At 41.4% G+C, this 24,635-nt stretch carries 22 protein-coding genes and 1 pseudogene; 19 read left to right on the top strand and 4 right to left on the bottom strand.

Annotation, left to right across the window (positions count from 1 at the left end):
* Nucleotides 1-153: 153 nt before the first annotated feature.
* The 4 genes from malQ (at nucleotide 154) to BM377_RS03765 (ending at nucleotide 3,453) form a co-directional block, all read left to right on the top strand.
* On the top strand, nucleotides 154-1,686 hold the full coding sequence (gene malQ, locus BM377_RS03780) for a 4-alpha-glucanotransferase (RefSeq protein WP_092243967.1): 1,533 nt from the start codon (nucleotides 154-156) through the stop codon (nucleotides 1,684-1,686).
* 13 nt (nucleotides 1,687-1,699) lie between these two features.
* On the top strand, nucleotides 1,700-2,737 hold the full coding sequence (locus tag BM377_RS03775) for a LacI family DNA-binding transcriptional regulator (RefSeq protein ID WP_092243964.1): 1,038 nt from the start codon (nucleotides 1,700-1,702) through the stop codon (nucleotides 2,735-2,737).
* Between the two features lie 110 nt (nucleotides 2,738-2,847).
* Nucleotides 2,848-3,102, top strand: coding sequence for a type II toxin-antitoxin system Phd/YefM family antitoxin (locus BM377_RS03770; RefSeq protein ID WP_092243961.1), 255 nt, complete (start codon nucleotides 2,848-2,850; stop codon nucleotides 3,100-3,102).
* Between the two features lie 3 nt (nucleotides 3,103-3,105).
* A complete protein-coding gene (locus tag BM377_RS03765) occupies nucleotides 3,106-3,453 on the top strand; it encodes a type II toxin-antitoxin system RelE/ParE family toxin (RefSeq protein ID WP_092243958.1) in 348 nt (115 codons plus the stop codon).
* Between the two features lie 12 nt (nucleotides 3,454-3,465).
* Here BM377_RS03765 and BM377_RS03760 read toward each other — a convergent pair whose 3' ends face one another.
* The gene (locus BM377_RS03760) at nucleotides 3,466-3,999 is read right to left on the bottom strand and encodes a CYTH domain-containing protein (RefSeq protein WP_330392939.1); all 534 of its coding nucleotides are present in this window, start codon (nucleotides 3,997-3,999) and stop codon (nucleotides 3,466-3,468) included.
* 110 nt (nucleotides 4,000-4,109) lie between these two features.
* Between BM377_RS03760 and BM377_RS03755 the strand changes: the two genes are divergently transcribed.
* Nucleotides 4,110-4,661: a DJ-1 family glyoxalase III gene (locus BM377_RS03755; RefSeq protein ID WP_092243955.1), complete on the top strand. Its 552-nt coding sequence runs from the start codon at nucleotides 4,110-4,112 to the stop codon at nucleotides 4,659-4,661.
* A gap of 76 nt (nucleotides 4,662-4,737) precedes the next feature.
* On the opposite strand, the gene BM377_RS03750 is transcribed toward BM377_RS03755, so the two are convergent.
* The gene (locus tag BM377_RS03750) at nucleotides 4,738-6,750 is read right to left on the bottom strand and encodes a methyl-accepting chemotaxis protein (RefSeq protein WP_092243951.1); all 2,013 of its coding nucleotides are present in this window, start codon (nucleotides 6,748-6,750) and stop codon (nucleotides 4,738-4,740) included.
* A 425-nt stretch (nucleotides 6,751-7,175) separates the two neighbouring features.
* Between BM377_RS03750 and tig the strand changes: the two genes are divergently transcribed.
* Together tig and BM377_RS03740 are read left to right on the top strand one after the other, a co-directional pair.
* Nucleotides 7,176-8,657, top strand: a complete 1,482-nt coding sequence (gene tig / locus BM377_RS03745; protein WP_092243948.1) for a trigger factor — start codon at nucleotides 7,176-7,178, stop codon at nucleotides 8,655-8,657.
* A gap of 193 nt (nucleotides 8,658-8,850) precedes the next feature.
* Nucleotides 8,851-9,939 carry a GGDEF domain-containing protein gene (locus BM377_RS03740; RefSeq protein ID WP_092243945.1) on the top strand — a complete coding sequence of 363 codons (1,089 nt, stop codon included), beginning with the start codon at nucleotides 8,851-8,853 and terminating at the stop codon, nucleotides 9,937-9,939.
* Nucleotides 9,940-9,943: 4 nt separating this feature from the next.
* Here the strand turns inward: BM377_RS03740 and BM377_RS03735 are convergent, their stop codons facing one another.
* Entirely contained in the window at nucleotides 9,944-10,810 is an 867-nt protein-coding gene (locus BM377_RS03735) for a glycoside hydrolase family 43 protein (protein WP_092243942.1), read from the bottom strand.
* A 101-nt stretch (nucleotides 10,811-10,911) separates the two neighbouring features.
* Here BM377_RS03735 and BM377_RS03730 point away from each other — a divergent pair, with 101 nt between their 5' ends.
* The 9 genes from BM377_RS03730 (at nucleotide 10,912) to BM377_RS03690 (ending at nucleotide 21,008) form a co-directional block, all read left to right on the top strand.
* Nucleotides 10,912-11,772, top strand: a complete 861-nt coding sequence (locus BM377_RS03730) for a helix-turn-helix transcriptional regulator (RefSeq protein WP_092243939.1) — start codon at nucleotides 10,912-10,914, stop codon at nucleotides 11,770-11,772.
* 153 nt (nucleotides 11,773-11,925) lie between these two features.
* Entirely contained in the window at nucleotides 11,926-13,311 is a 1,386-nt protein-coding gene (locus BM377_RS03725) for an ABC transporter substrate-binding protein (protein ID WP_092243936.1), read from the top strand.
* 113 nt (nucleotides 13,312-13,424) lie between these two features.
* Nucleotides 13,425-14,345, top strand: coding sequence for a carbohydrate ABC transporter permease (locus tag BM377_RS03720; protein ID WP_092243933.1), 921 nt, complete (start codon nucleotides 13,425-13,427; stop codon nucleotides 14,343-14,345).
* Nucleotides 14,346-14,355: 10 nt separating this feature from the next.
* The gene (locus BM377_RS03715) at nucleotides 14,356-15,198 is read left to right on the top strand and encodes a carbohydrate ABC transporter permease (protein ID WP_092243931.1); all 843 of its coding nucleotides are present in this window, start codon (nucleotides 14,356-14,358) and stop codon (nucleotides 15,196-15,198) included.
* Nucleotides 15,199-15,203: 5 nt separating this feature from the next.
* Entirely contained in the window at nucleotides 15,204-16,601 is a 1,398-nt protein-coding gene (locus tag BM377_RS03710; RefSeq protein WP_092243928.1) for an MGH1-like glycoside hydrolase domain-containing protein, read from the top strand.
* The gene (locus BM377_RS03705) at nucleotides 16,591-17,880 is read left to right on the top strand and encodes a glycoside hydrolase family 28 protein (RefSeq protein WP_092243925.1); all 1,290 of its coding nucleotides are present in this window, start codon (nucleotides 16,591-16,593) and stop codon (nucleotides 17,878-17,880) included. Before BM377_RS03710 ends, BM377_RS03705 begins: the two co-directional genes overlap by 11 nt.
* 137 nt (nucleotides 17,881-18,017) lie before the next feature.
* Entirely contained in the window at nucleotides 18,018-18,620 is a 603-nt protein-coding gene (gene clpP, locus BM377_RS03700) for an ATP-dependent Clp endopeptidase proteolytic subunit ClpP (protein WP_092243922.1), read from the top strand.
* Nucleotides 18,620-19,885 (top strand): ATP-dependent Clp protease ATP-binding subunit ClpX, encoded by a 1,266-nt coding sequence (gene clpX, locus BM377_RS03695; protein WP_092243919.1) that lies wholly within the window; start codon nucleotides 18,620-18,622, stop codon nucleotides 19,883-19,885. The genes clpP and clpX overlap by 1 nt, the downstream gene beginning before the upstream one ends.
* A 181-nt stretch (nucleotides 19,886-20,066) precedes the next feature.
* Nucleotides 20,067-21,008 carry a hypothetical protein gene (locus BM377_RS03690; protein ID WP_092243916.1) on the top strand — a complete coding sequence of 314 codons (942 nt, stop codon included), beginning with the start codon at nucleotides 20,067-20,069 and terminating at the stop codon, nucleotides 21,006-21,008.
* A 99-nt stretch (nucleotides 21,009-21,107) separates the two neighbouring features.
* Here BM377_RS03690 and yihA read toward each other — a convergent pair whose 3' ends face one another.
* Nucleotides 21,108-21,719: a ribosome biogenesis GTP-binding protein YihA/YsxC gene (gene yihA / locus BM377_RS03685; protein WP_092243913.1), complete on the bottom strand. Its 612-nt coding sequence runs from the start codon at nucleotides 21,717-21,719 to the stop codon at nucleotides 21,108-21,110.
* 156 nt (nucleotides 21,720-21,875) lie between these two features.
* Between yihA and BM377_RS03680 the strand changes: the two are divergent.
* From BM377_RS03680 to BM377_RS03670, 3 genes and pseudogenes are all read left to right on the top strand, one after another.
* Nucleotides 21,876-22,527: pseudogene (locus BM377_RS03680) on the top strand (ABC transporter ATP-binding protein).
* A 108-nt stretch (nucleotides 22,528-22,635) separates the two neighbouring features.
* Complete coding sequence (locus BM377_RS03675; protein ID WP_092243910.1) at nucleotides 22,636-23,838, top strand: ABC transporter permease; 1,203 nt, start codon at nucleotides 22,636-22,638, stop codon at nucleotides 23,836-23,838.
* A gap of 62 nt (nucleotides 23,839-23,900) precedes the next feature.
* Nucleotides 23,901-24,572, top strand: a complete 672-nt coding sequence (locus tag BM377_RS03670) for a hypothetical protein (protein ID WP_092243906.1) — start codon at nucleotides 23,901-23,903, stop codon at nucleotides 24,570-24,572.
* Nucleotides 24,573-24,635: the final 63 nt, after the last annotated feature.

Below are 24,635 nucleotides of genomic sequence, written 5' to 3'. Positions count from 1 at the left end.
ACAAGTATTTTTTAACTTGAAATGGTATAAAAAAACGACTAAAATGAAGTTACGGAAACGTTACCGGAAACAGGGAGCATTTCCGTAACTTTTCTTTTTAATGTAATTGAGAAGTTAAGGGGTGACGGCTTAAAGCCGGTGATAGGAGGGTATATGGCTGAAATAAAAAGAGGCTCCAAGAAGAATTCAAAGAGAACATGTGGCGTTCTGCTTCCTGTTTTTTCACTTCCATCAAAATACGGAATAGGAACTTTTTCAAAAGAAGCTTATAAATTTGTAGACTTTTTGGAAAAGGCGGGACAGACGTACTGGCAGATACTTCCGCTTGGGCCTACAAGTTACGGGGATTCTCCGTATCAGTCTTTTTCGACGTTTGCGGGCAACCCGTATTTTATAGATATCGAGGCACTTATTGCCGACGGACTGCTTACGGCTGAGGATGCAGATAAGTGCAATTTCGGAGAAGATGAAGAAAAAGTCGATTACGAGAGACTATACAGAGAGAGATTTGCGCTTCTTATGAAGGCATATGAGGGAATCGATAATTCTCCCAAGACAAAAGATATCAGACAGGCGTTTGAAGCTTTTAAAAAGGCACCTGAGAACGACTGGCTTATAGATTATGCTCTTTTTATGGTGCTCAAAGATGAAAACGGTGGAAGAGCCTGGAGTACCTGGGAAGATGATATTAGATTCAGAAAGCCCGTTGCGATCAACAACGCGCTTATCAAATATAAAAAGGAAGTCGATTTCTACTGCTTTTTGCAGTTTCTTTTCAGCGAGCAGTGGAAGAAACTTAAAAAATATGCGAATGAAAAGGGCATCCTGATAGTCGGAGATATTCCGATCTATGTTGCTTTTGACAGCGCAGACACCTGGGCAAGCCCGGAGCTCTTTTTACTTGATAAGGAGAACATGCCTATCGATGTTGCGGGATGTCCGCCCGATGCGTTCAGCGCTACAGGCCAGCTTTGGGGTAATCCCTTGTACAGATGGGATTATCACAAGAAGACAGGCTACGAGTGGTGGATGAAGAGAATAGCGCATTGCTATGAGCTGTACGATGTTGTAAGGATCGATCATTTCCGCGGCTTTGACGAGTATTATGCGATCCCGTACGGAGATCCCACTGCTGAGTTCGGAGAGTGGAGAAAGGGTCCCGGATACGATCTTTTCGATACGATGAAAAAGAAACTGGGTTCCAAGAGAGTCATTGCCGAGGATCTTGGATATCTCACGGATTCGGTCAGGAAGCTTGTTAAAAAGACAGGTTTTCCCGGCATGAAGATCTTGCAGTTTGCTTTTGACGCAAGGGAAGAGAGCGATTATCTTCCTCACAATTATGACAGCAACTGCGTTGTTTACACCGGAACGCACGACAACGATACGACCAGAGGCTGGTACGAAGCCATCAGCAGAACAGATAAATCTTTTGCAAAGCGATATCTCGGTGTAAGATATGTTAAGGACATAGTTCCGGCAATGATACGTACGGCGCATGCCAGTGTATCCGACACGGTCATAATTCCGATGCAGGATTATCTTGAACTCGATAAGACAGCGAGGATCAACATTCCGTCGACTCTTGGGGGGAACTGGGAGTGGCGCATGAAGAAGGATGCACTTACAGACGAGCTTTGCAAGAAAATGTATGATTATGCCGAGATCTATGGAAGATTAAGATGATGGGCGGAGAGATATGTCGGATATCACTATAAAAGAAATTGCAAAAAGATGCGGAGTGGGAGTCAGCACGGTTTCGAGAGCGCTTAACGATCACTCCGATATTAATCCTGCGACCAAGCAGAAGATTCTTGATGTTATAAAAGAGACGGGATATATTCCCAACAACAGCGCGCGTAACCTTAAAAGGACGGATGCCAAGTGCATTGCCGTTCTTGTTAAGGGTATAACCAATCCTTTTTTTACACCTGTGATCGAGGTGGTTGAGAACGAGGTGAAAAAGCGCGGATATGCACTTGTGCTTAGGCACGTCGAGGCTTATGAGAACGAGGTTGACGTCGCACTTGAGCTGGAAAAAGAAAAGAGACTTCGCGGGATCATTTTTATGGGCGGAAGCAACAAACATCCCGCCGAAAAGATGAAACAGCTGAATGTACCGGTGATTTTTTCTACCGTCGGCTCCGATATTTCGGATGAACTTAGTAAGAGTGCGTATTCAACGGTTTCTGTTGACGATGCTCTTGAGAGTAAGAAGATGACGGAGTATCTGATCGGACTCGGACATAAGAAAATCGCTATTCTTACCGAAGGTAATGATGAGCCTTCCGTTGTAAGTTTAAGACTTGAAGGCTACAAAGCTGCGCTTAAAGAGCATGGGATAAAAGAGGATAAGAATCTTATCAGATATGTCGACAGACAGATTTATGCGATACACAACGGATACGATACAACAAAGGCTTTGATAGAATCCGGAGCAAAGTTCACTGCAATTTATTGTATTTCGGATGTGCTTGCATTCGGCGCGCTAAGGGCGCTTAAAGATGCGGGACTTCGAGTTCCCGAGGATGTCAGCGTTGCGGGCTTTGACGGACAGGAACTTTCGCAGTACTGTATTCCGAGGCTTACAACGATCAAACAGCCGCTTGATAAGATCTCAAAAGAGACGATGAAGCTATTGTTTAACATCATCGATAAAGAGAGCGCGCATAAACATATTGTTCTTCCAGGAAAGCTTGTTGAAGGGGAGTCGACGAGTAAAAAAGAGAAGAAATAAATAGATGTATCTGCAACATAATTTATCTACTAATTATGTTGCATTTTTTTCTTTTTTATACTATTATTTTTTTGTAAGAAGGTCTTTGTTTAAGATAGGAGTTTTTGATTATGCCAAATATTATGCCTATTTCAGAACTACGAAATTATACAAATGTAGTAAAGAATGTTAGATATGGAAATCGAGTTTATCTTACAAAGAATGGTTATGATCAGATAACCATGATTAACACAAAAGAACTAGATGAGCTGGAGAAACAACTTGCCTTATATCGTTTTAAACTGGAGATGGAGAAGGGCGAGAGATCTATTCTTGAAGAAGGTACGGTTTCATCCGGGGAATTAAAAAAGGAGCTTGGACTCTGATAGATGAATGAGATTATTTTTTCACCACTTGTAAAAAAGAAGATGAAAGCGTTAAAGGAATGGCTTTCTGGACAATTTGATGAAGAAACAGCTAAATCAGTTCTTTCAGGAATGATTTCTGATACTGATATTCTTATTGAGAATGAAAAATGTGGGACTAATATTGCCGAGATGTATGAAATAGATACAGATTATTGGTATCTTTTCACGCATCAACATTATCTTATCTATAGAGTTCAAAATAAAAAAGTAGTAATCGTTCAGATGTTTCACGAGAGAGAAGATTTTATGATGAAGCTTTTTGGAATATCAGGAAGGACCCAAGAATCTATCGATTACTGGGGCGAATAAGCTTCAAGTCAATTATAGTTTTTCAATACTCATGAATGAATTACTGTATCTGTGGTTGCCCGTCACATCTTCAAGAAACCATTCCGCGGGATGATATGCGTTTGCGGCTTCTTCTGTGGGGAATTCTATTTCTGCAAGGAGACGACCATTGAACGGTGATTTAAATACATCAAGTTCGATTTTGATATCATCGGATTCAACAGCGTTTTTTATCATAGGATTATTCAATAAATACTCAAGATCAAATGCATTATCGTTAAGTGGCAGCAGATAGCGGGTTTTTCTTATGATATTTCCATCACATTTTTCAACAAGATGAGCGTAGCTCTCTGCATCAAGAGGCATGTTATATTCTGTTTTTCCGATGCCGCCTTCATCTTCAGGTAAAGAGCACTTGTAGGTCATATAGTATTTATCGTCTTCACGTCTTACGCGGACCGCGGGATTAACGCACATATAGCCTTGCTCGATTATGTGATAAGGATATTTATCCAGATCCTTCGGAAGCACTTTTACCGTGAATTTCTTTTCTATTTCAATTCCCATAGTGAACGCCTTTCGGTTTTTTTATAATCATATCATTCAGAAGAACATCGGTAAATCTGTTATAATCAGTTATGACAATTTATTCGAAGTAAAAATTATGGAGGAAAGAAATGGCAAAGACAGCGATTTTTCTTGCAAACGGTTTTGAAGAAATAGAGGGACTTACTGTAGTTGATATTCTCAGAAGAGCGCAGATAGACATTACAATGGTTTCGATCACGGGAACCAAGGCGGTTGAGGGATCACACGGAATTAAGCTTGAAGCGGATGCTACGATCGAAAGCTTTGACCTTGGAGATGTTGACATGATCATTCTTCCCGGCGGAATGCCCGGAACCAAGAATCTTGATGCGTGCGAACCTCTTAAGGCTAAGATAAAAGAGTTTAACGATGCCGGCAAGATGCTTGCGGCAATCTGCGCAGCACCTACCGTTTACGGTAAGATGGGACTGTTAAACGGCAAAAGAGCTTGCTGCTATCCCGGATGTGAAGGAGATCTTTTGGGCGCAACAACGACAACCGATGCCGTTATCAAAGACGGAAACTTCATAACATCAAGAGGAATGGGAACAGCGATACCTTTTGCACTTGCCATCCTTGAGCATTTCAAGGGAAAAGAGGCGGCTGATCAGATGGCGAAGGGAATTGTTTTTAACAGCTGATATAAATAGGAGCAAACAGAAACACCGAAGCGGAAAAACCGCCTCGGTGTTTTTTTGTATGTTTAACACGTTATTTTTACTTGAAGAATTTCATATCTTCGTTGAGCTTTTCTGCAATTTCTTTTAAGTTACCTGCAGAGCTTGCAAGAGTTGTAACCGTTGCGGAAAGCTCTTCCATGGAAGCACCGGTCTGCTCCGATGATGCAGCGTTCTGCTGGGAGATAGCTGAAAGCGAAGACATCGAATCCGATACAACGTTCTTGGAGGATACGCAGCTTTCGGCACCTGAGGAGATTGTCTGAACTCCGGTAACCGTTTCGCTGATATCTGCGAGCATTCCCTTGACGGATACAAGTGTTTCTCCAAGAGCACTCTGCTGGTCGAGATTTCCTTTTCTTACTTCATCCGAAGCTTCAACGGCGGCTCTACTCTGCTCAAGAAGAACATCCATCTGCTGACGGATCTCATCTGCCATCTGCTTGGAATCATCGGCAAGCTTACCGATCTCTTCAGCAACAACCGCAAAACCTTTTCCTGCTTCACCCGCTCTTGCGGCCTCAATGGAAGCATTGAGTGAAAGGAGGTTGGTCTGAGTGGCGATTGAAGAAATACCTTCAACCTTCTCATTGATATTTGATACCGCTTCCTGAGTTGCGGAGATCGTTCTTGAAATGTCGTCGATCTTTTCCGTCATGCTTGTACTTGAATCCTGAAGAGCCGAAAGAGACTGTGAAGAAGCCTCTGAAGCATCTTTCATCCTTGAAGCAAGAGATTCAAGTGTTCCCGTTGAATCCTGAACGTCGGAAACAGCTTCACCGATCTGAACAACGTTGGCAGATGCTTTTTGAATCTCGTCAGCCTGCTGTGTGGCGCCGGAAGCGATTTCCTGAACTGCATTAGACACATCATCAGCCGTATTAGAGATCTGATTAGCCATATCAGAGAGCTCCTCGGATGATTTTCCGAGAGTTGAGGCCGAATTTTTAATGTTTTCAACAATGTTATTGAGAGCCTCTATAACACTGTTTGTATTGTTTATGATGGCTCCGAATTCATCTTTTCTCTTAGTGAATTTATCAACCTTGGCAAATCTTCCGTCTGCAAGCTTTGCAAGCGATTCATTAACTTCATTTACAGGAGCGGTGAATGAAATAGCCATTCTTACGGAGATGATCGCAGCGATGATAAGAAGGATCAATCCTACAATAATTACCGCAGCTGCTGCAGATCTGGCATTTGATGTTACATTCTTTGTGTCGGATGCGGCGCAGATCGTATATCCGGTAAGCGGAGATTTTACATAAGATACGATCGCATTATATCCTCTTCCTGTATCAACCTGATATACACCCTGTTCAAGACCTGAAGTCATAAATGTTGACTTGCTTCTGTCGTCTTCGTTGTCTGCTGTGATCTCATATTGAGCATGAGCGGCAACAAGACCTGTTCTGTCACATATAAAAGCATCTTCTGCTTCGGCTTCAAGGAGCTTATGGAATTCATTCATGTCATAATTACGCTGAACGATACCTATTGCCTGTCCTGTACTTCCGTATATCGGAGTTGCCATTGTCATCTGACGAACTCCGGTAGATGCAGATACTATAACGTCGGAAGCGTAGGTCTGTCCCTTCATAGCTTCCTGGAAATATTCTCTTTTACCTACATCAACCAGCTTGCCGGAGTTACGAAGTACCTGCATTCCGTCTGCGCCTGTCAGAACGGTGATGTTGCCGTCGTCAAGCATAGTATCGATCTCAGCCAGGTATTTAGCCGCGTCTTCCATATAAGCAAGGTTTCCTTGGTTCTCCATGAATCTTGTTGTTGCCGGTGATTTGGCAACAGCCTGAATACTCATAAAGTTTTGGTTTATGACACCTTCGAATTCAGACTGAAGGTATGATGATTGCCATACCAATCCTTGTTCTGCGTCGGATACAGCCTTTTTGGCGGATGATAAGTAGCTTACCAGCACGGATGTGATAAGCGGGACAGCTGCAACCAATAGCATGACGGCTATCAGTCTGGTCTTGATGCTGTTTGCAAATTTAATGTTGCTTTTCTTTTTGGGTTTGGAATCCTTTGCCATTTTAATGCCTCCATCATAAGTAAAATAAAATGTGTTAACTTAACGCATTTAACGTTTAACCTGATATAAAAATTATACTCTTTTCATGCGTTTTTAGGCGTAAAATAGGGATTTTTAATAAATATTTTATGTTTTGCCGAATTGAATATATTTTTATTTCGTCCATTTTTTTAAAAAGTGAAATAAATTTTTGAAAAAAATGAAAAATCGTCATTTTAGACATATAAACAGCTCCGAAACTGTGTAAAATCACAACACTCGGCTGTTTATTTTTTATACAGGTCCAAGAATGAAAAAAATATGGAAATTAGTATTAAGGTGTGTTATAATCTGAAAGCGATTGTGCCTATAAACAGGCAAAAAGAGCGCGGATACCATGAAGCCGCCTCTTTACATAAATATTTTTTAGGAGGAAACAGACAAAAATGAGCGTAACAGTTGAGAAGCTTGAGAAGAGCATGGCTAAGCTCAAGATCGAAGTATCTGCAGAGCAGCTTGAGAAAGCCATTCAGAAAGCCTATGAGAAGAATAAGAACAAGATCCAGCTTCCCGGATTCCGTAAGGGTAAGGCACCCCGTAAGATGATCGAGCAGATGTACGGTAAGGGAGTATTCTACGAGGATGCAGCCAACGAGCTTATCGAGACAGAATATCCCAAGGCTGTAGAGGAGTGCGGAGAGGATGTTGTATCTTCACCCAAGATCGATGTTGAACAGCTCGAGGCAGGCAAGGACTTCATCTTTACAGCAGAAGTTGCTCTTAAGCCTCCGGTTAAGCTTGGAAAATATAAGGGTGTTGAAGTTGAGAAGATGGATATCGACGTTACAGACGCTGACGTTGATGCCGAGATCGACAAGCAGAGAAACACCAACGCCAGAACTGTTGAAGTTACAGACAGAGCAGTACAGAAGGATGATATCGTAACTCTTGATTTCGAGGGATTCGTTGACGGTGTTGCTTTCCAGGGTGGAAAGGGAACAGATTATCCTCTTACAATCGGTTCGGGTTCATTTATTCCCGGATTTGAGGATCAGCTCATCGGATTTGAGATCGGTAAAGAGGGCGATGTAAACGTTACATTCCCTAAGGATTACCAGGCAGAGGAGCTTGCGGGTAAGGATGCTACTTTCAAGTGCACTATCAAGGCTATCAAGGCTAAGGAGCTTCCTGAGCTTAACGATGAGTTCGCAAGCGACGTTTCTGATTTCGATACACTTGCTGAGTACAAAGAGGACGTTAAGAACAAGCTCGTTGAGAAGAAGACAGGCGAGGAGAAGGCTAAGAGAGAAGATGCTGTTGTAAGAGCCGTTGTTGAGGATTCCGAGATGGAGCTTCCCGAGGCTATGGTTGAGACACAGTCAAGACAGATCGTTAATGACTTCGCTCAGAGACTTCAGATGCAGGGCATGAACATGGATCAGTATCTTCAGTACACAGGTAACACTGTAGACAAGATGCTTGAGCAGGTTAAGCCTCAGGCTATCGAGAGAATCAAGTCAAGACTTGTTCTCGAGGCTGTTGCTGCTAAGGAGAAGATCGAGGTTACTGAGGAAGACTTCGAGAAAGAGCTTGAGAAGATGGCTACTCAGTACAGAATGGAGCTTGATAAGCTTAAAGAGCTCATGTCAGATGCTGAGAAGAAGATGATGAAGAGCGATCTTGCAGTTCAGAAGGCTGCTGATTTCCTTGTAGAGAATGTCAAGGAGAGCGCTAAGAAGGCTACTAAGAAGGCTGCTGCTAAGAAGGACGACGCAGCTAAGGAAGAGAAGCCTGCTAAGAAGACAGCTGCCAAGAAGACTACTGCAACAAAGACTACAAAGACAGCTAAGACAACCGAGGCTAAGGAAGCCAAGGAAGAGAAGCCTAAGAAGACAACAACAAGAAAGAAAAAGACAGAAGAGGCTTAATAGTAATAAAATAACAGTGTATACGAAGCTACCATGTGGAGGAATCCATATGGTAGCTTTTTCATATTTACATGAAGGCACGAGGGATTTGACTTGTCTGGAAGTTGGGTTTGTAATAAAATCATATATAGACTATAGCATGCATTTCGGTACGTAATTTCGTGAAGAAAAATACACGGAGGCACGCGGTAATATGATTGGAAATCTGCTGGAAAGATTTGCTGAATATTATCTCTTTGTATCCAAGAACGAAAATAGGATTGCAAAAGAAAACCTATTTGCGATCAGATCTGTCATTTCTTTTTCTGTCTTTGGAGGGTTTGTATATCTTTTTGTTTCTTGGGCACTTAGGATAACTACAAAATTTGAAGTTATCTTTATTCCGTTTATTGCTGAAATACTTATTTTTAGCTTTTTATATCAAAAGATACATATGTCTATTATCGATTCCATGCAGAAAGTCAGAACTTTTGCATTCTGCTTTTATTTATGTCTTACTATTTCTTTGGCCTACATCGAGACCTACAGAAATCCCAACGTGAGATCGTTTATACTCCCGGCAGGAGTTTTTGTTGTAGCAGCGATATATACCGATTATTTCTTTTTTTCAACGATACTTAAAGTGCTTATGTGTGCTGCCGGCATAGTTTTTAGCCGGTATATGAAGCCGAAAGATGTGGCGGATGTTGATATGATTACCGTCATCATGACATTTATTCTGGCGATATTTGTATTCTATGTAATTATGTTAAAGGATTCCATGCAAAATCAGGATACAAGAATTGTTGAAAAAAAGAGCGTATCGGATATGCTCACCGGTCTCTACAATAAGATTGCTTTTGAGGAAAAATGCAAAGAGTATCTTTCGGGAAGAATATTAGGTGCGAAGGCGACTTTATTTATATTTGACTTTGATAACTTTAAACATGTAAATGATAATTACGGACATCAGACCGGCGATGAGGCGCTGAAAATGTTTGCAAGCGTGTTGAAAGATTATTTTCATACAACCGACATTATAGGGCGAGTCGGGGGTGATGAATTTATGGTACTTGTAATGGGAGAAATGCCCAAAGATTTTTTGGACAACAGATGTCGAAAGATTCAACATGAGCTTAGAGTTGCCAAGGTCGGTGAAGCAGCAGGGTTCTCCTGCAGTATCGGAATATGCGAGGATACAAGAGCACGGTCTTTTGAAGAAATGTACAGGATTGCAGACAGTGCTCTGTATGACGCTAAAGAAAACGGAAAAGCCTGTCACGTAGTAAAAACAGAAATATAAATAATTATGCTTTCAGCCTTTTTTCGTCAATTGGAATAAGAACAGGGTGCTCGAGTGGAGTTTCGTTTGGCTGATGAAGGACTAGATTGAGATTTCCTTCAAAGGTTCTAAAAAGCATTCCGTGTCCGCCGTCTTTATCAAAGAGCGGCACTTTATCAATTGACCAGTTTCCGTCTATTTCACCGTTGTCAGACCTTGCGATTCCTTCGGCATAATTACCGTCTGAAAAAGTTGCCCATAGCATAATAAGTTCGCCGTTATTTGTTCGGTACATGAAAGGACCGTCAGTAACATAAACCGGCTCGTTCCGGCTTCTGTGTGTTATGGATGAAACCCAAGGCTTTGCTTCTGATGCAGAGAATAAAGTTTTGGGCGCGGATACCGCGGTCTTAAGATCGATTGAAAGTTCGACATAACAGATTTCTCCGTCTCCGATATCCACCCATTCATGGCTGAACACCATATAAGGCTTTCCGGATCCGGAGACATAAAAGGTCCCGTCAAGGCAGTTCCATTCGTCGGGGGTGATCTTACCGTCACTGTGGAGTCTGTAAGGTCCAAGCGGAGTGTCGGCCTTTAATATCATGGTACCTTTTTTATCCAGGGATTCGGAATTGAAGGTCGCAAACATGTAGAAAGAGCCGTTGTATTTATGAACTTCGGGAGCCCAATAGTTCTTATCTGCCCAGAAGCCCTCGGGACGATTAAATACTTCATACGGCCCGTCCCAGTTTACCAGATCCTTACTTTTGTAACCGTCAAAACCATCTGCTTTACCCCAACAGGTTTTAGCTCTGGTTCCAAAAAGATAATAGGTTTCGTTATCGGGTAAAATAAAAGGGTCGCGAATATTTATTTCTTGTAATAACATGTAAATACACCTCACATATTGAAATGATATTGTGGAAGATGCAGATCAAAAAACAAATATGTGATTCATCATGACAAATACATTAGCATCAAAGGAGTAAAATGTATAGTTCGTTTTACAGAGAAAAATTTAACGGTATTGCTGTCGGACGTGTGGCGCGTGACAGAGATTTCACATCCAAGCTGGGTTTTTATCACAATGAATATCAGCTCCAATACATCTTTGACGGAGAGAGATATTTTTTTGTAGATGGTGTCTGCTATAGGATGACAAAAGGATGCTTGGCGATAATTGACAAAAAGATGATCGCTAAGACCTGTATTATTGGAGGAAAATATCACGACAGGCTTCTTGTTGAGCTGGAAGAGAGTATTTTTGAACCACTTTGCGAGCTCCTTGGTATCGATATGCAAACTTTTTTTACTGTTCACCACGGAGTATATCGCGTCGGAGATACTGACAGCTTTAAAAAGGTTATTGAAGTTATCCGAAATGTCGAGACAGAGGATAAGTCTGATCTTCGGGAAACCAAGATAAAGCTTGCAATCCTTGAATTCTTTTCGGAGCATAACAAGTGGGAAAAACGCAAGGCGGCAAAGCTTAGCGAAGACGGAATGAAGACACATGCAGAGAAGCAAAAGAGAGTCCATCAGGTCGCTGATTATATTGCCGAAAACTATGCTCATATTGATTCCGTGGAGTCTCTTTCCAAGCAGTTTTATATGAGCAATTCTTATTTGAGTAGAATATTCAAAGAAGTGACTAACTTCACTATATCTGAGTACATCAATCTTTGCAGGATAGCGGCCAGTAAGATGTATCTTATGAACGAGAAATACAGTATGACTGAAATAGCTAATATCCTTGGGTATGACAGCCTGACTTACTTTGAAAGAGTTTTTAAGAAGCAAATGGAGGTTACGCCTTTTCAATATAGAAAAAGGATAACAAGACACAGGTAAATATAGTTTGAAAAATGCCCCTATTTTCACTCCGATGTCACAAACAACCAAAAATATTGAATAAATCTATTGTAGTCTATACAATTTGTACAACGGAAGACGTCTTAACGAAAAACAAATAACAATCATTTGGTAAAGAACTTAGGAGGGAACATGAAGAAGGTATTAAGTTCTATTCTTGCAGCAGCAATGCTTGCGGTTTCTTTAATGGGATGCGGTAACAGCGCCGGAACAGCGGCAGAACAGCCTGCAGCTCAATCTCAGACAGATAATAAAACAGAAAACGCAGCGAGCGATGAGCTAAAAAACACAAGCGGTAATGAGGACATTACTCTCAGAATGGCTTGGTGGGGCTCACAGGACAGACATGATAAGACTATCGCGGCTATCGAACTCTATGAGAGCATTAACCCCAATATTCATTTCGAATATGAGTATTATTCATTTGATGATTATTTTACCAAGCTTAAGACTTTGGTAGCTTCAGATGAAGTTTGGGATGTGTTCCAGCTTGGCGGAAACTTCCCGCAGTATATGGATAAGATCTATCCGCTTGATGAGTATATTTCTTCCGGAGTTATAGATCTTTCCGGTATTTCAGAAGCTAATCTCAAGACAACTCAGACCAAGGACGGAGTACAGCTTGGTATTACAAACGGTATCAATACATATGGTATTGCTTATGATCCTGCAATGTTTGAAGAGGCAGGTGCCAAGCTTCCCACAGATGATTGGACTTGGGATGACTATAAAGAGGCTGCTGACCTTATAACAGATAAGCTTGGAATCTTCGGATCATCAACATTCGTAACTTCCGATGCTATCGCAGGTCTTTCAACTTATATAGGACAGCAGGGTGAGCTTGGGCAGTACAGCTTCTATAATCTTGATCTTACAGGGATGGGATTTGACGATCCCAAGATGCTTGAGCCTTTCATTCAGATGAGAGCAGATATGATCAAGAAGGGCTCATATCCCGATGCGGGAGCTTCAGCAGAGGTTACAAATATTGAGAACGATTTCCTTGTGACAGGTGAGGCTGCAATGACATGGGTTGCGGTTAATCAGTTCCCTACAATATATGATGCGTGCAAAGAGCAGGGAAGAACACTTGCACTTGCCACAATTCCGAGAGTAAAGAAGGACGGTAACTCCGGAGCTCATATACAGTCATCTCAGATGTTCTGTGTATCTCAGGATTCCGAGAATAAGAAGGCAGCAGCAGAGTTCATAGCATGGTTTGAGACCAATATCGCATGTAACAATATCCTTCAGGCAGAAAGAGGAATTCCTGCAAATGAAGATGTAAGAGCTGCGCTTTCAGCTAATGCCAGCGAAGGTCAGCAGATAATGTATGACTATGTTGATAAAGTAAGTAATTTCCCTACACCAAAGGAAATCAACGTACTTTCGCCTGACGGACACGATCAGGTCGTTGACAATTACCTGAATTATATTCAGCAGGTAGCAAGCGGCGAGATTACCGCTGCGGAAGCGGCTGAAAAGACTTACGCTGACGCAGAAGCAATCTTCAAATAATTCATTATAATCCCGCCTTTAATTTCAACGTAAAGGCGGGATTTATTATTAGAGAATTTATATCAAAAGCTTTTTTATGTAAGCTTTTGTGCAGTGATCAGGAGGAATGAGCTTTGAATAACAAGAGTAATAGTTCGAAGGAAAAACTCAGAACCGGCTTTAACAGTGACACGGTGGTGGGACATGTTTTCGCAGCGCCGTTTATCTTTGGTTTTGTATGCTTTTCACTGATTCCTATATGTATGTCGCTTTATTATTCCTTTACGGATTATTCTCTTGGAAATAAGCAGGCAGTATTTGTAGGACTCAAGAATTTTGCAACGCTTTTTAAGGATGAGGTTTTTGCCAAATCCATTATGATAACACTTAAGTATGTGCTTATGTCAGTTCCGATGAAGCTTGCCTTTGCTCTTTTGGTTGCTTTTGTACTTACAAGAAAGAGTAAGATGGTCACATTATACAGATCATTGTATTATGTACCTTCGCTTGTCGGAGGTTCTGTTGCCGTTGCACTTGTATGGAAACAGCTTTTTGCAAGAAAAGGTCTTTTCAATACCCTCTTTACAAGCATAGGTCTTGGAAGGGTCAATTGGTTCGGTGATGAAAAGCTTGCGATATATCCGCTGATGCTTATGGCAGTATGGCAGTTTGGTTCATCAATGATCATATTTGCAGCCGGGCTAAAAGAGATCCCGACTACATACTACGAAGCAGCTGAAATTGACGGAGCAAACGGGTTCCAGCGTTTCTTTAAGATAACGATGCCCTGTCTGTCACCGATCATTTTATACAATCTTGTAATGCAGACAATTTCTGCATTTATGACTTTCACTCAGGCCTTTGTTATCACGGCGGGAGGTCCCAACAACGGAACTATGCTCTATGCGCTCAATGTCTACAATCAGGCATTTAAGTACAACAAGATGGGCTATGCCTGCGCAATGAGCTGGGTAATGCTTGTGGTTATGAGTTTGATCACTCTGGCAATATTTAAGAGTTCCAAGTTCTGGGTATTTTCCGAGTCGGAATCATAAGGAGGACATCATGAGAGAAAGGAAAACTATCAGAAAAGTACTGTATCATGCTTTGGTATTGCTTTTCGGTTTTATAATGATATATCCCGTTTTGTGGATGATAAGCGGTTCGTTTAAAAACAACGCGGAGATACTGAGGGGAACTCTTAGTCTGATTCCAAAAGAGCTTGTTCTTTCAAATTATCCAAACGGATGGAAGGGCTTTGGAGGAACCACTTTCGCGACATTCTTTTTAAATTCTTTTGTTGTTACATCGGTTGCTACCTTTGGAACGGTTATTTCGTCTTCACTTGTAGCTTATGCTCTTTCAAGGATCAAATTCAGAGGAAGAAATCTGTGGTTTACCTGTATGCTTGCAACTATGATGCTCCCTGCGCAGGTTATCATGATCCCTCAGTATTTGATCTACTACAGATTACATCTGGTACCCGGCTATGTTCCGCTCATACTTCCGTATTTTTGCGGACAGGCATTTTTCATATATCAGATGATGCAGTTTATGCAGGGAATTCCCAGAGAACTTGACGAGGCAGCCAAGATTGACGGATGCAGCAAATACAGCATCTATGCAAGAATAATTCTGCCGCTTTTAAAACCTGCGATCGTTACAACAGTTATTATACAGTTTTACTGGAAGTGGGATGACTATATGGGACCGCTGCTTTATTTATCAAGACCGCAGTCTTACACAGCATCCATCGCGATCAAGCTGTTTGCGGATTCTGCGTCCGTGACGGATTTTGGTGCGATGTTTGCCATGTCAACTCTTTCACTTATGCCTGTATTTTTGATATTCCTGTTCTTTAACAAGTATCTTGTTGAAGGAATCGGAACCAGTGGATTGAAGGGATGACATCTATGGGAAAAACATATGTTAAGTTCGACACTAATGACAGATTACTAAAAAAACTATGTGATTCCGCGGATGAAAAAAGCAAACTTAATCTAAAAAAATTTGGAGATGTAAAGGTTTTGATAGAAGGAGGCGGTTACGAGAAGGTATGGCTTGAAACTCAACCTATGGGAGGAGCTATGTATGCCAAAAGAGATCTTGAGGCTGCCATCAATAACCAAAGAATCTTTATGGACTATCAAAGCTTGGACGGAAGGCTTCCCGGAAGCATAGAGAATATAAACGGTAAGATAATACCGCAATTTGATAAGTTTCAGGGATTCTGTTTTGCGGAGCCTGCACTGGATGTATATTATCTGGCGGGTAAAGATAAGGAATACCTGGAACAATTATATGAGACGCTGCTGAGGTTTGACGGATACTTATGGAAGTACAGAGATTCCGATAATGACGGATGTCTTGAAAGCTGGTGCGTTTATGATACCGGTGAGGATAATGGCAAAAGATACGCAGATGCTCCCAATTACTGGGAGGGAGAGACGGCGCCTACCGGATACAGAGTGGTTCCTATCGCGTCAATGGATTTTATGGGTTATTCTTACAGTTCAAGAAAAACCATGGCGGATATAGCGGAAATACTCGGTGAAAAAGAAATTGCACAGAAGCATTTAAAGGACGCCGAAAAGATAAAAAAAAGTCTAAGAGACTATCTGTGGAACGATGAGAGAGGTGCTTTTTTTGACAGAGATAAAGATCATGGTTTTATGCCCACGCTTTTGCATAACACGTTAAGACTCATGTATTGGAATTGCATATCGGAGTCTGATGCGAAACGCTTTGTCAACGAACATCTTCTAAATGAAAAAGAATTTTGGACTAATATGCCCCTTCCTTCTGTTGCCGCCAGTGATCCTCTTTTTAGAAATGAAAAGGTCAACAGCTGGAGCGGACAGTCACAGGCACTTACATATCAAAGAGCAATAAGGGCGCTCGAAAACTACGGATTATATGATCTCATACCAAGGCTTGGAAATAAGCTTTTTGAAGCTATCGGAGAAAACTGCGTGTTTGTTCAACAGTATGACCCTTTTACCATGGAACCTTCACTGACAGGTGTAACCGGAGAGCAGGATGCATACGGCCCTGCGATGCTTTCGGTGCTTGAGTATATAGGTAGAATGTACGGTGTTGAATTGTGTAGAGACAGACTTATCTGGGGCGCAGCCAAAGGACCGGAAACATATTATGAATATCATTGGTTTGACCGCTCTTTCAGACTTGAGAATTGCAGTGATAAGAGCATAGCCTATATAGACGGAAAAGAAGTTTTTTCCTGTGAAAGAGGCTGTAGAGTAGAAACTGACCTTAGCGGAAAGGTATTGGTAAGATATAATGGATTTTAATGTTTTGGATTATTATGCTATTCCTGATGGCGTCACGAAGTGCACAGACGCTATTCAGGCTGCGATAGACAGATGCAGCGAAAATGGGGGGAGGGTTATATTTCCGCCCGGGAAGTACCTTTCAGGCACGTTAAGGCTCAGATCGAATGTTGAGCTTCATCTTGAAAGCGGTGCCACGCTGATATCAAGTCTTAATGAAGCGGATATGATAGATTTTTCCAAGGATTTTGACGATGACAACGATGATACGGGTTGGGAAGGCGGATGCTTTCTTTATGCGTGCCATGAGAGAAATATTACAATCTCCGGAACGGGAATCATTGACGGTCAGGGTAGAGAAGTCTTTTTTGATGATGAGCCCGAAGGGGCATTGAAGGAATGCCCTCTCAATGTCAAAGGCTTCAGGCCCAGGATGAGCTTCCTTGAAGATATAGAAAATCTTACGATAATGGATGTTACGTTCAAAGATTCGGCTTTCTGGACACTTCATATGGCGGGCTGTAACGGGGTCAGGATAGAGAATATCAGGATTATGAATAATAAGCGCGGCCCAAATACCGACGGAATAGATCCGGACTGCTGTAAGAATGTGATAATCAGAGGTTGCAACATAGTTAGCGGTGATGATTGCATTGTAATAAAGTCTACGGCTCCTATGTACAAAAAATACGGTGAGAGCGAAAATGTCGTCGTTTCCGGCTGTATTCTTAAAACAAATTGCACTGCGATCAAAGTGGGAACGGAAACATACGGCGACATACATGATGTGATCGTATCCGATTGCGTCATCAGGGACTGTATAAGAGGTATAGGAATATGGTCTCGTGACGGAGGAGAGATATATAATATCATCGCACATCATATCAGCGGAAATACAAGAAACTTTGCAAGCTGCGCAGAGAGGATCGACGGCGTCTGTACCTGGTGGGGCGAAGGTGAACCTATTTTTATTTCCGTGGCAAAGCGTGCGAATGTTGACAGACTCCCGGGTAAAGTACACGATGTCTATATAGATCACATGGTCATGAAGAGCGAAGCACCTATTATAATAGCAGGAGAGAATTTTTCTCCGGTTACTAACGTTGAGATCAAGGATATCAGGATCCTTTTTACAGATCAGAGCAATAGAAAAGAAATGGCGCTTGACGAGAGACCTTCCGAAAGAGGCAGGGTTATCGGAAAGCTTCCGGAGGTTGTTCTAAGAGAGACTGAGGATGTCACTGTTGAAGGTATACTCAGCATCGATGACAGCATGAAAGAATATATATTTGAAACTTGATCAAGTAAAAATGAGGTTTCTTTTGACTTGTAATTATAAACATCCCGTAAACAAATAGTTTGCGGGATGTTTTTTTTATTATTAACTGATATAATGGATATTGGATTATTATTATCAAGGCTAGAGAAGGAGAAATTATGAGTTTAATACCTTACGTCATTGAACAGACAAGCCGCGGAGAGAGATCTTATGATATTTACTCCAGACTTTTAAAAGAAAGAATCGTTTTTTTAGGCGAGGAGGTCAATGCACAGAGTGCCAGCATAGTTGTGGCTCAGCTTTTGTTCCTTGAGGCTGAGGATCCCAATAAGGATATACATATGTACATCAACAGCCCCGGAGGAGAGATCACATCCGGAATGGCAATCTACGATACAATGCACTATATCAAATGCGATGTAAGTACTATCTGCATCGGTATGGCAGCAAGCATGGGAGCATTCCTTCTTGCAGGCGGAGCAAAGGGCAAGCGTATGGCTCTTCCCAATGCTGAGATCATGATTCACCAGCCCCTTGGCGGAACACAGGGACAGGCAACAGAGATTGAGATCGCTGCTAAGCATATCCTTAAGACTAAGGAAAAACTTAACAGAATGCTCGCTGAGAACACAGGTAAGCCTTATGAGCAGGTATGCGCTGATACAGAGAGAGATAACTGGATGTCAGCACAGGAAGCTCTTGATTATGGCCTTATCGATTCAATTGTTGAGAATCGTCCCAAGAAAGAGGATAAAAAATAATGGCAAAGAACCCGGCAGAGATCAGGTGCTCTTTTTGTAACAAGACACAGGATCAGGTAAGAAAATTGATAGCAGGTCCCGCGGGGGTGTATATCTGCGACGAATGTGTAGAGATCTGCTCAGATATTATCGATGAAGAGTTCGAGGATGAGCCTGTCCAGACAGGCAATCAGCAGATTAACCTGCTTAAGCCCGCAGAGATCAGGAACTTCCTTGATGATTATGTAATCGGACAGGAAGAGGCCAAGAAGGTTCTCGCCGTTTCCGTTTATAATCACTATAAGCGTGTTATGGCACCTAAGTCCGAAGATAAGAACGAGGTTGAACTTCAGAAGAGTAACATCATCATGGTTGGACCTACAGGTTCAGGTAAGACCTATCTTGCGCAGACACTTGCCAAGATTATCAATGTGCCTTTCGCTATTGCGGATGCCACAACTCTTACAGAGGCAGGCTACGTAGGTGAGGACGTTGAGAATATTCTTCTTAAGCTCATTCAGAACGCGGATTATGATATTGAGAGAGCTCAGTACGGTATCGTTTATATCGACGAGATCGATAAGATTACCAAGAAGAGCGAGAATGTATCCATAACAAGAGATGTTTCCGGTGAAGGCGTTCAGCAGGCACTTCTTAAGATCGTGGAAGGAACTATTGCCAGCGTTCCCCCTCAGGGCGGAAGAAAGCATCCTCATCAGGAACTTATTCAGATCGATACAAGCAACATTCTGTTTATCTGCGGCGGTGCGTTTGACGGACTTGAGAAGATTGTTGAGGCAAGACTTGACCGCAATTCCATCGGATTTAACGCAGAGATAGCAGATAAGTCTGAAAGAGAGATCGGAGAAGTTCTCAAAGAGGTTACTCCTCAGGATCTTGTTAAGTTTGGACTTATCCCTGAGTTCGTAGGACGTGTGCCTATCACTGTAACTCTCGAGGGACTTTCAGAGGAAGCTCTTGTAAGAATTCTGACAGAGCCCAAGAATGCTCTTGTTAAGCAGTATCAGAAGCTCTTTGATTTTGATAATGTTAAGCTTTCATTCGAGGATGAGGCGGTTCACAAGATTGCCAAGATGGCCTACGAAAGAGAGACAGGAGCGAGAGGACTCAGATCCATTATGGAAAAATCTATGATGGATGTTATGTATCAGATTCCTTCAGATGATACGATCACAGAGTGCGTTATCACCGAGGCGTGTGTCGATGGCGACAGCCAGCCGCTGATCGTACATAACGATTCCAAGAGACTTAAACAGGCTAAATAAAAGTAATCACCCTGCGAGAGCGGAACTTCATTAGATATATATTAGGCTGCCTTTCTTATGAGAGGCAGCCATTTTATTTGTAAAAATATTTGTTACAAAACTTTACAAATAATAAAACATATGTTACAATCTTTTCCATGCTAAGATAACAATTGAAATGCAACGAAAGGAAGAGATAAATATGAAAAGACTTATAGTAGGGGCGGTCGCATTAACACTTGTTCTATGCGGATGCAGTAAAGAAATATCGGATACAGATGAAAATTTTGTAACATCAGAGGCTTCGGCAACAGAAGCTTCCGTAACATCAGAGGCTTCGGAATCTAAATCAACTTCAGAAGCGGCTGCGGATCTAATTGAAGCCGATGCAGCGAAATCAGATGATTACAGTGAAGAAAATGTAAATGATAACGGTGCCATGCAGAACACAGCGAACACTTCTGCGGAAGCCGGTGTACAGAGCAATGCTTCAACACCTTGCGGAGTATATGCAAGAACCATTACGGAACTTTATAAAGGAAAAGAAATTCAATACACATATTATTATGCTTTCCATAAAGACGGAACCGGAGCATATTTTGATGGTGAAGTTGGCGGATTTAAATTTAACGATAAGACAATGACTACCTTCAAAGGCGATACTTATGGTTATACTCTTACCGGAGATCATTTAAGAATAGAGCTTCCATACGGCGGCGGAGAATTTGACAGACTGCCCGGTGATGATTTTGTACTTAACGGTGATTTCTGGGATTATGCAGGAGTATACAGAGCTACAGATAATACAAACAGTAACTATGGCGGCGGTGAAATAGTCGGTGATCTTGAGCTTGACGCTGCAGGAATGATAGAAGGCGGAATGTCTCAGTACACAACACCTGATAACAACCTAATTCCTTATGGGATTCCGGAAAAGATAACTAAAAATGCCGATGGTTCATACCATGTCCAGTTATATTACGTTGATGAAATATCACAGTGCTATTATGAGATTTATCCCAAGGGAGTTATAGCGGAAAGAGATAAAGACTTTGCTCCTGAACTTAAGGATGCCAATTATATAAGAGTTGTAGTGATGGACGGTGGAGTGTATGACGCTGTGTTTGTAGAAAAAGAATATTGATATTTGTCTGATAGATAAAAAGAGATAAAGAAAACCGCGGAGGTTTAGGTGTTTAAACACCTAAAGTTTCCGCGGCTTTTTTATGCTTATTATATTTGTTTAGTTTTCTTCGCCTGCTCCGTTAACTTCAGCAAGAAGCTCATCCATGAAATCATAGATTTCCTGTCTGCCTTCTTTACTTAGGGCTGAGTAAGGGAAGATTCTTACATCTTCGGGAAGTCCCAGACCGTTTCTTAGCATGTTGAGATGCTTTTCTCTCTGTGAATTCTTGATCTTATCAGCCTTGGTCGCTATGATGACGGGCTGGAAGCCCTGATGAACAACCCATTTATACATCTGAACATCATTGGCGGAAGGCTCATGTCTTATATCTATAAGCAGAAAGACTCTTACAAGCTGCCTTGATGTGTGGAGGTAATTCTCGATCATTTTTCCCCACTGCTGTTTAACTTTCTCCGGAACTCTTGCAAAGCCGTATCCCGGAAGATCCACAAGATAAAACTCATCATTGATGTTGTAATAGTTGATTGTCTGAGTTTTGCCCGGTTCCTGTGAGGTTCTTGCGTAGTTCTTACGATTCATAAGACCGTTTATAAGTGAGCTCTTGCCGACATTACTTTTTCCCGCAAAAGCAAATTCGGGATGTATGTTATCGGGAAGAGTACTGGTTATTCCACAAACCGTTTCAAGGTTTACATTCTTAATTACCATTTTTTTCTCCATTACAATTTAATTATCGGTTCTCGTTTATTCTACACTATTAAAGCCTTTGAGGCAAAAACGCGGGTTGACAGGCGTAAATTCATGTGGTACAACTGTACTAGTACAACTAATACACGCTAATAAAAGGAAAGAGGTAAAGGCTTTATGGATATTTTAAAGGTTGAAAACCTGACCAAGGTCTATGGTAAAGATACAACCGAAGTTGTTGCATTGGATAACGCATCATTCTCTGTTGGAAAAGGGGAATTTGTTGCAATAGTCGGAGCGTCAGGCTCCGGTAAATCAACACTGCTTCATCTGCTTGGAGGAGTTGACAGACCTACATCAGGTAAAGTCTTTGTAGATGGAAAATGATGAACTGGCTGTGTTCAGAAGACAGCAGATCGGTCTTATCTATCAGTTCTATAATCTGATCCCAATATTAAACGTAGAAGAAAATATATCCCTTCCATTGTCATTGGATGACCGTGAAGTGGATAAGAAAGCATTGGACAATATGTTGAATCTGCTTGGTTTGGAAAAAAGAAAAAAACATCTTCCAAACGAATTATCCGGAGGCCAGCAGCAGAGAACAAGTATAGGCAGAGCGCTGATCACCGAACCTACAATTGTTCTTGCGGACGAGCCTACAGGAAACTTGGATTCCAAGTCAAGCGATGAGATCGTAGCTCTTTTGAAGAAATCCAATAAAGAATTGGATCAAACGATTATTATGATCACACACAATATGGAGATCGCAAAGGTTGCGGACAGGATCATCAAGATCGAAGATGGAAAAATTGTTGAGGAGGTATGAACATGGACTTACTTAACAAGATTACTGCCAAGAATCTGAAGCTGAACAGGAAGCGAACTATAGTCACTATCATAGGAATCATGTTACTTCTCGGCATTAAGATCGGCTGTGAGAGCCTCCAAGGTATCTCCCATCGATTCCATAAGAAACAGCGCAGGCATCAAGATAAATGCCAAAAAGATAAGATCTCCCAAGATAATAAAAAAACTTTTTGGTATCGGCGGAGAAATATCTTATAAGAACTTAAAGAGAAATAAAAAGAAATACAGGACTACTGTTATTTCAATTGTTGTATCGGTGTGCATATTTATAGCGCTATCAAGCTTTATGGGTATGATACTTTCATCAGTTGAAGATGAGTTGAAAGTATCGGAATACAACGTGTATATGTCATGTTCTTCTTTTGGTGACATGGATAGATACAATAAGTATATTTCAACTACAAAACTTGAGACTATCGATGAGTACACGGTGTTTAGAGCACTGGGATACTATGACAATATCTACGCTGTGGGAGAAGAGCAATACAATAAATATATAAAAGAACTTGGTTTAAATTATGAAGATATCAAAGAAAAAGGAATTTCAATAGGAGACGGACAGGTCGGAGACAAGGTACAGAGCGAAACTTTTGATGAAACACTGCAGATCGGGTATGTAACAGATAAAAAACCTTTTGGAGTCAGAGATATAGATACTCCATGTGTGATCATCAGTGATGAATTGTTTGACAAACTGTTGCCACAGCAACCGGCTGAAATAATGGTTATTTACTATCACTCCACTGATGCTGATAAATTACAGGATGATATAGAAGAATTATTAAGTACCGAAACACATTATTTTTTGAGAAATATTGAAGAGAGTGTAAGACAGAGCAGAGATTTGGTTACCCTTGTTGGTATTTTCTTATATGGATTCATTATAGTTATTTCTTTGATTGGTGTTACTAATATCTTTAACACCATAACGACCAACATGGAACTGAGGAAACCTGAATTTGCCATGCTTAGGTCCGTTGGTATGACTACAAAAGAATTTAACAGAATGATCCGTTTGGAAACCGTCTTTATGGGTGTTAAATCGTTGTTTTTCGGAACAATATTAGGAGCAGCATTATCTTTTGCAATGTATCGTGCCATGTATGGTTCAAATACCTCCGGTACGGCACATGGATACAGCTTACCTATCATCCCCATAATAATAGCTGTATTGGCGGTATTCTTCCTTATCTCGTTGATCATGAATTATTCAATCGGCAAAATAAAGAAGCAAAATACGATTGAAACGATCAGAAATGAGAACATCTGATATAGAGCAAAAGCTCTTTATATCTTGATGTATATATCAGCTAACGAAAGGAGAGAGGCACAATGAAAACAAAAAATGTATTGGCGATCATGACGGCATCTGTAATGATGTGCGGGCTATGGGGGTGTGGTTCCGGAACATCGGATACTTCTGCGACAGAGCTTTCTGTTGAAGCCGTTATCGATGCTTCGGAAAGTGATGCAGATAATACCGGCAATGCAGACAAGACCGATGCGGCGGATTCCGCAGACTCTGAAGTTACGGAGGGAGCAGCTACAGAGACATCCGTGGATTTATCTTCTATGACCGATGATGCTTTTGCATATAACGGCAAGAAGGTATCAATTCTTGATGATGTAGCTACAATCCTTGCTGCACTTGGAGAACCTGAGCAAAAGAATTCAGGTGCCGGTGATATGAATTATTATGATTACGGTACCCACACAGATACGGTGGACGAAGGCATCCTTTTTGTTACATATACGGACAATGGAAAAGAGTCTGCCGCACAGATTGACTTCAATATTCAGGGCCCGGAAACAGCAAAGGGAATTAGTGTTGGAGACAGTAAGGACGATGTCATTGCTTCATACGGTGAGCCAAAAGAAGATAGTGGCAAACCGATCCTCACATATGAATATGATGGTTTTGAGCTTGGCTTCGTAATAAACGAAAACGATAAGGTCAGCAATGTTAATTACATATCTAAGGCATACAAGGAAAGCGGTAAGTAATATCTAAGAAAAAGTGCTATAAAAGGAAAGATTTAAAAAAGGAAATAAAAAAGAAGTTCAATG

It is taken from the genome of Butyrivibrio sp. INlla21, assembly GCF_900116875.1.
Lineage (GTDB): Bacteria > Bacillota > Clostridia > Lachnospirales > Lachnospiraceae > Butyrivibrio.
This window is presented reverse-complemented; position numbering and strand designations above follow the sequence as displayed.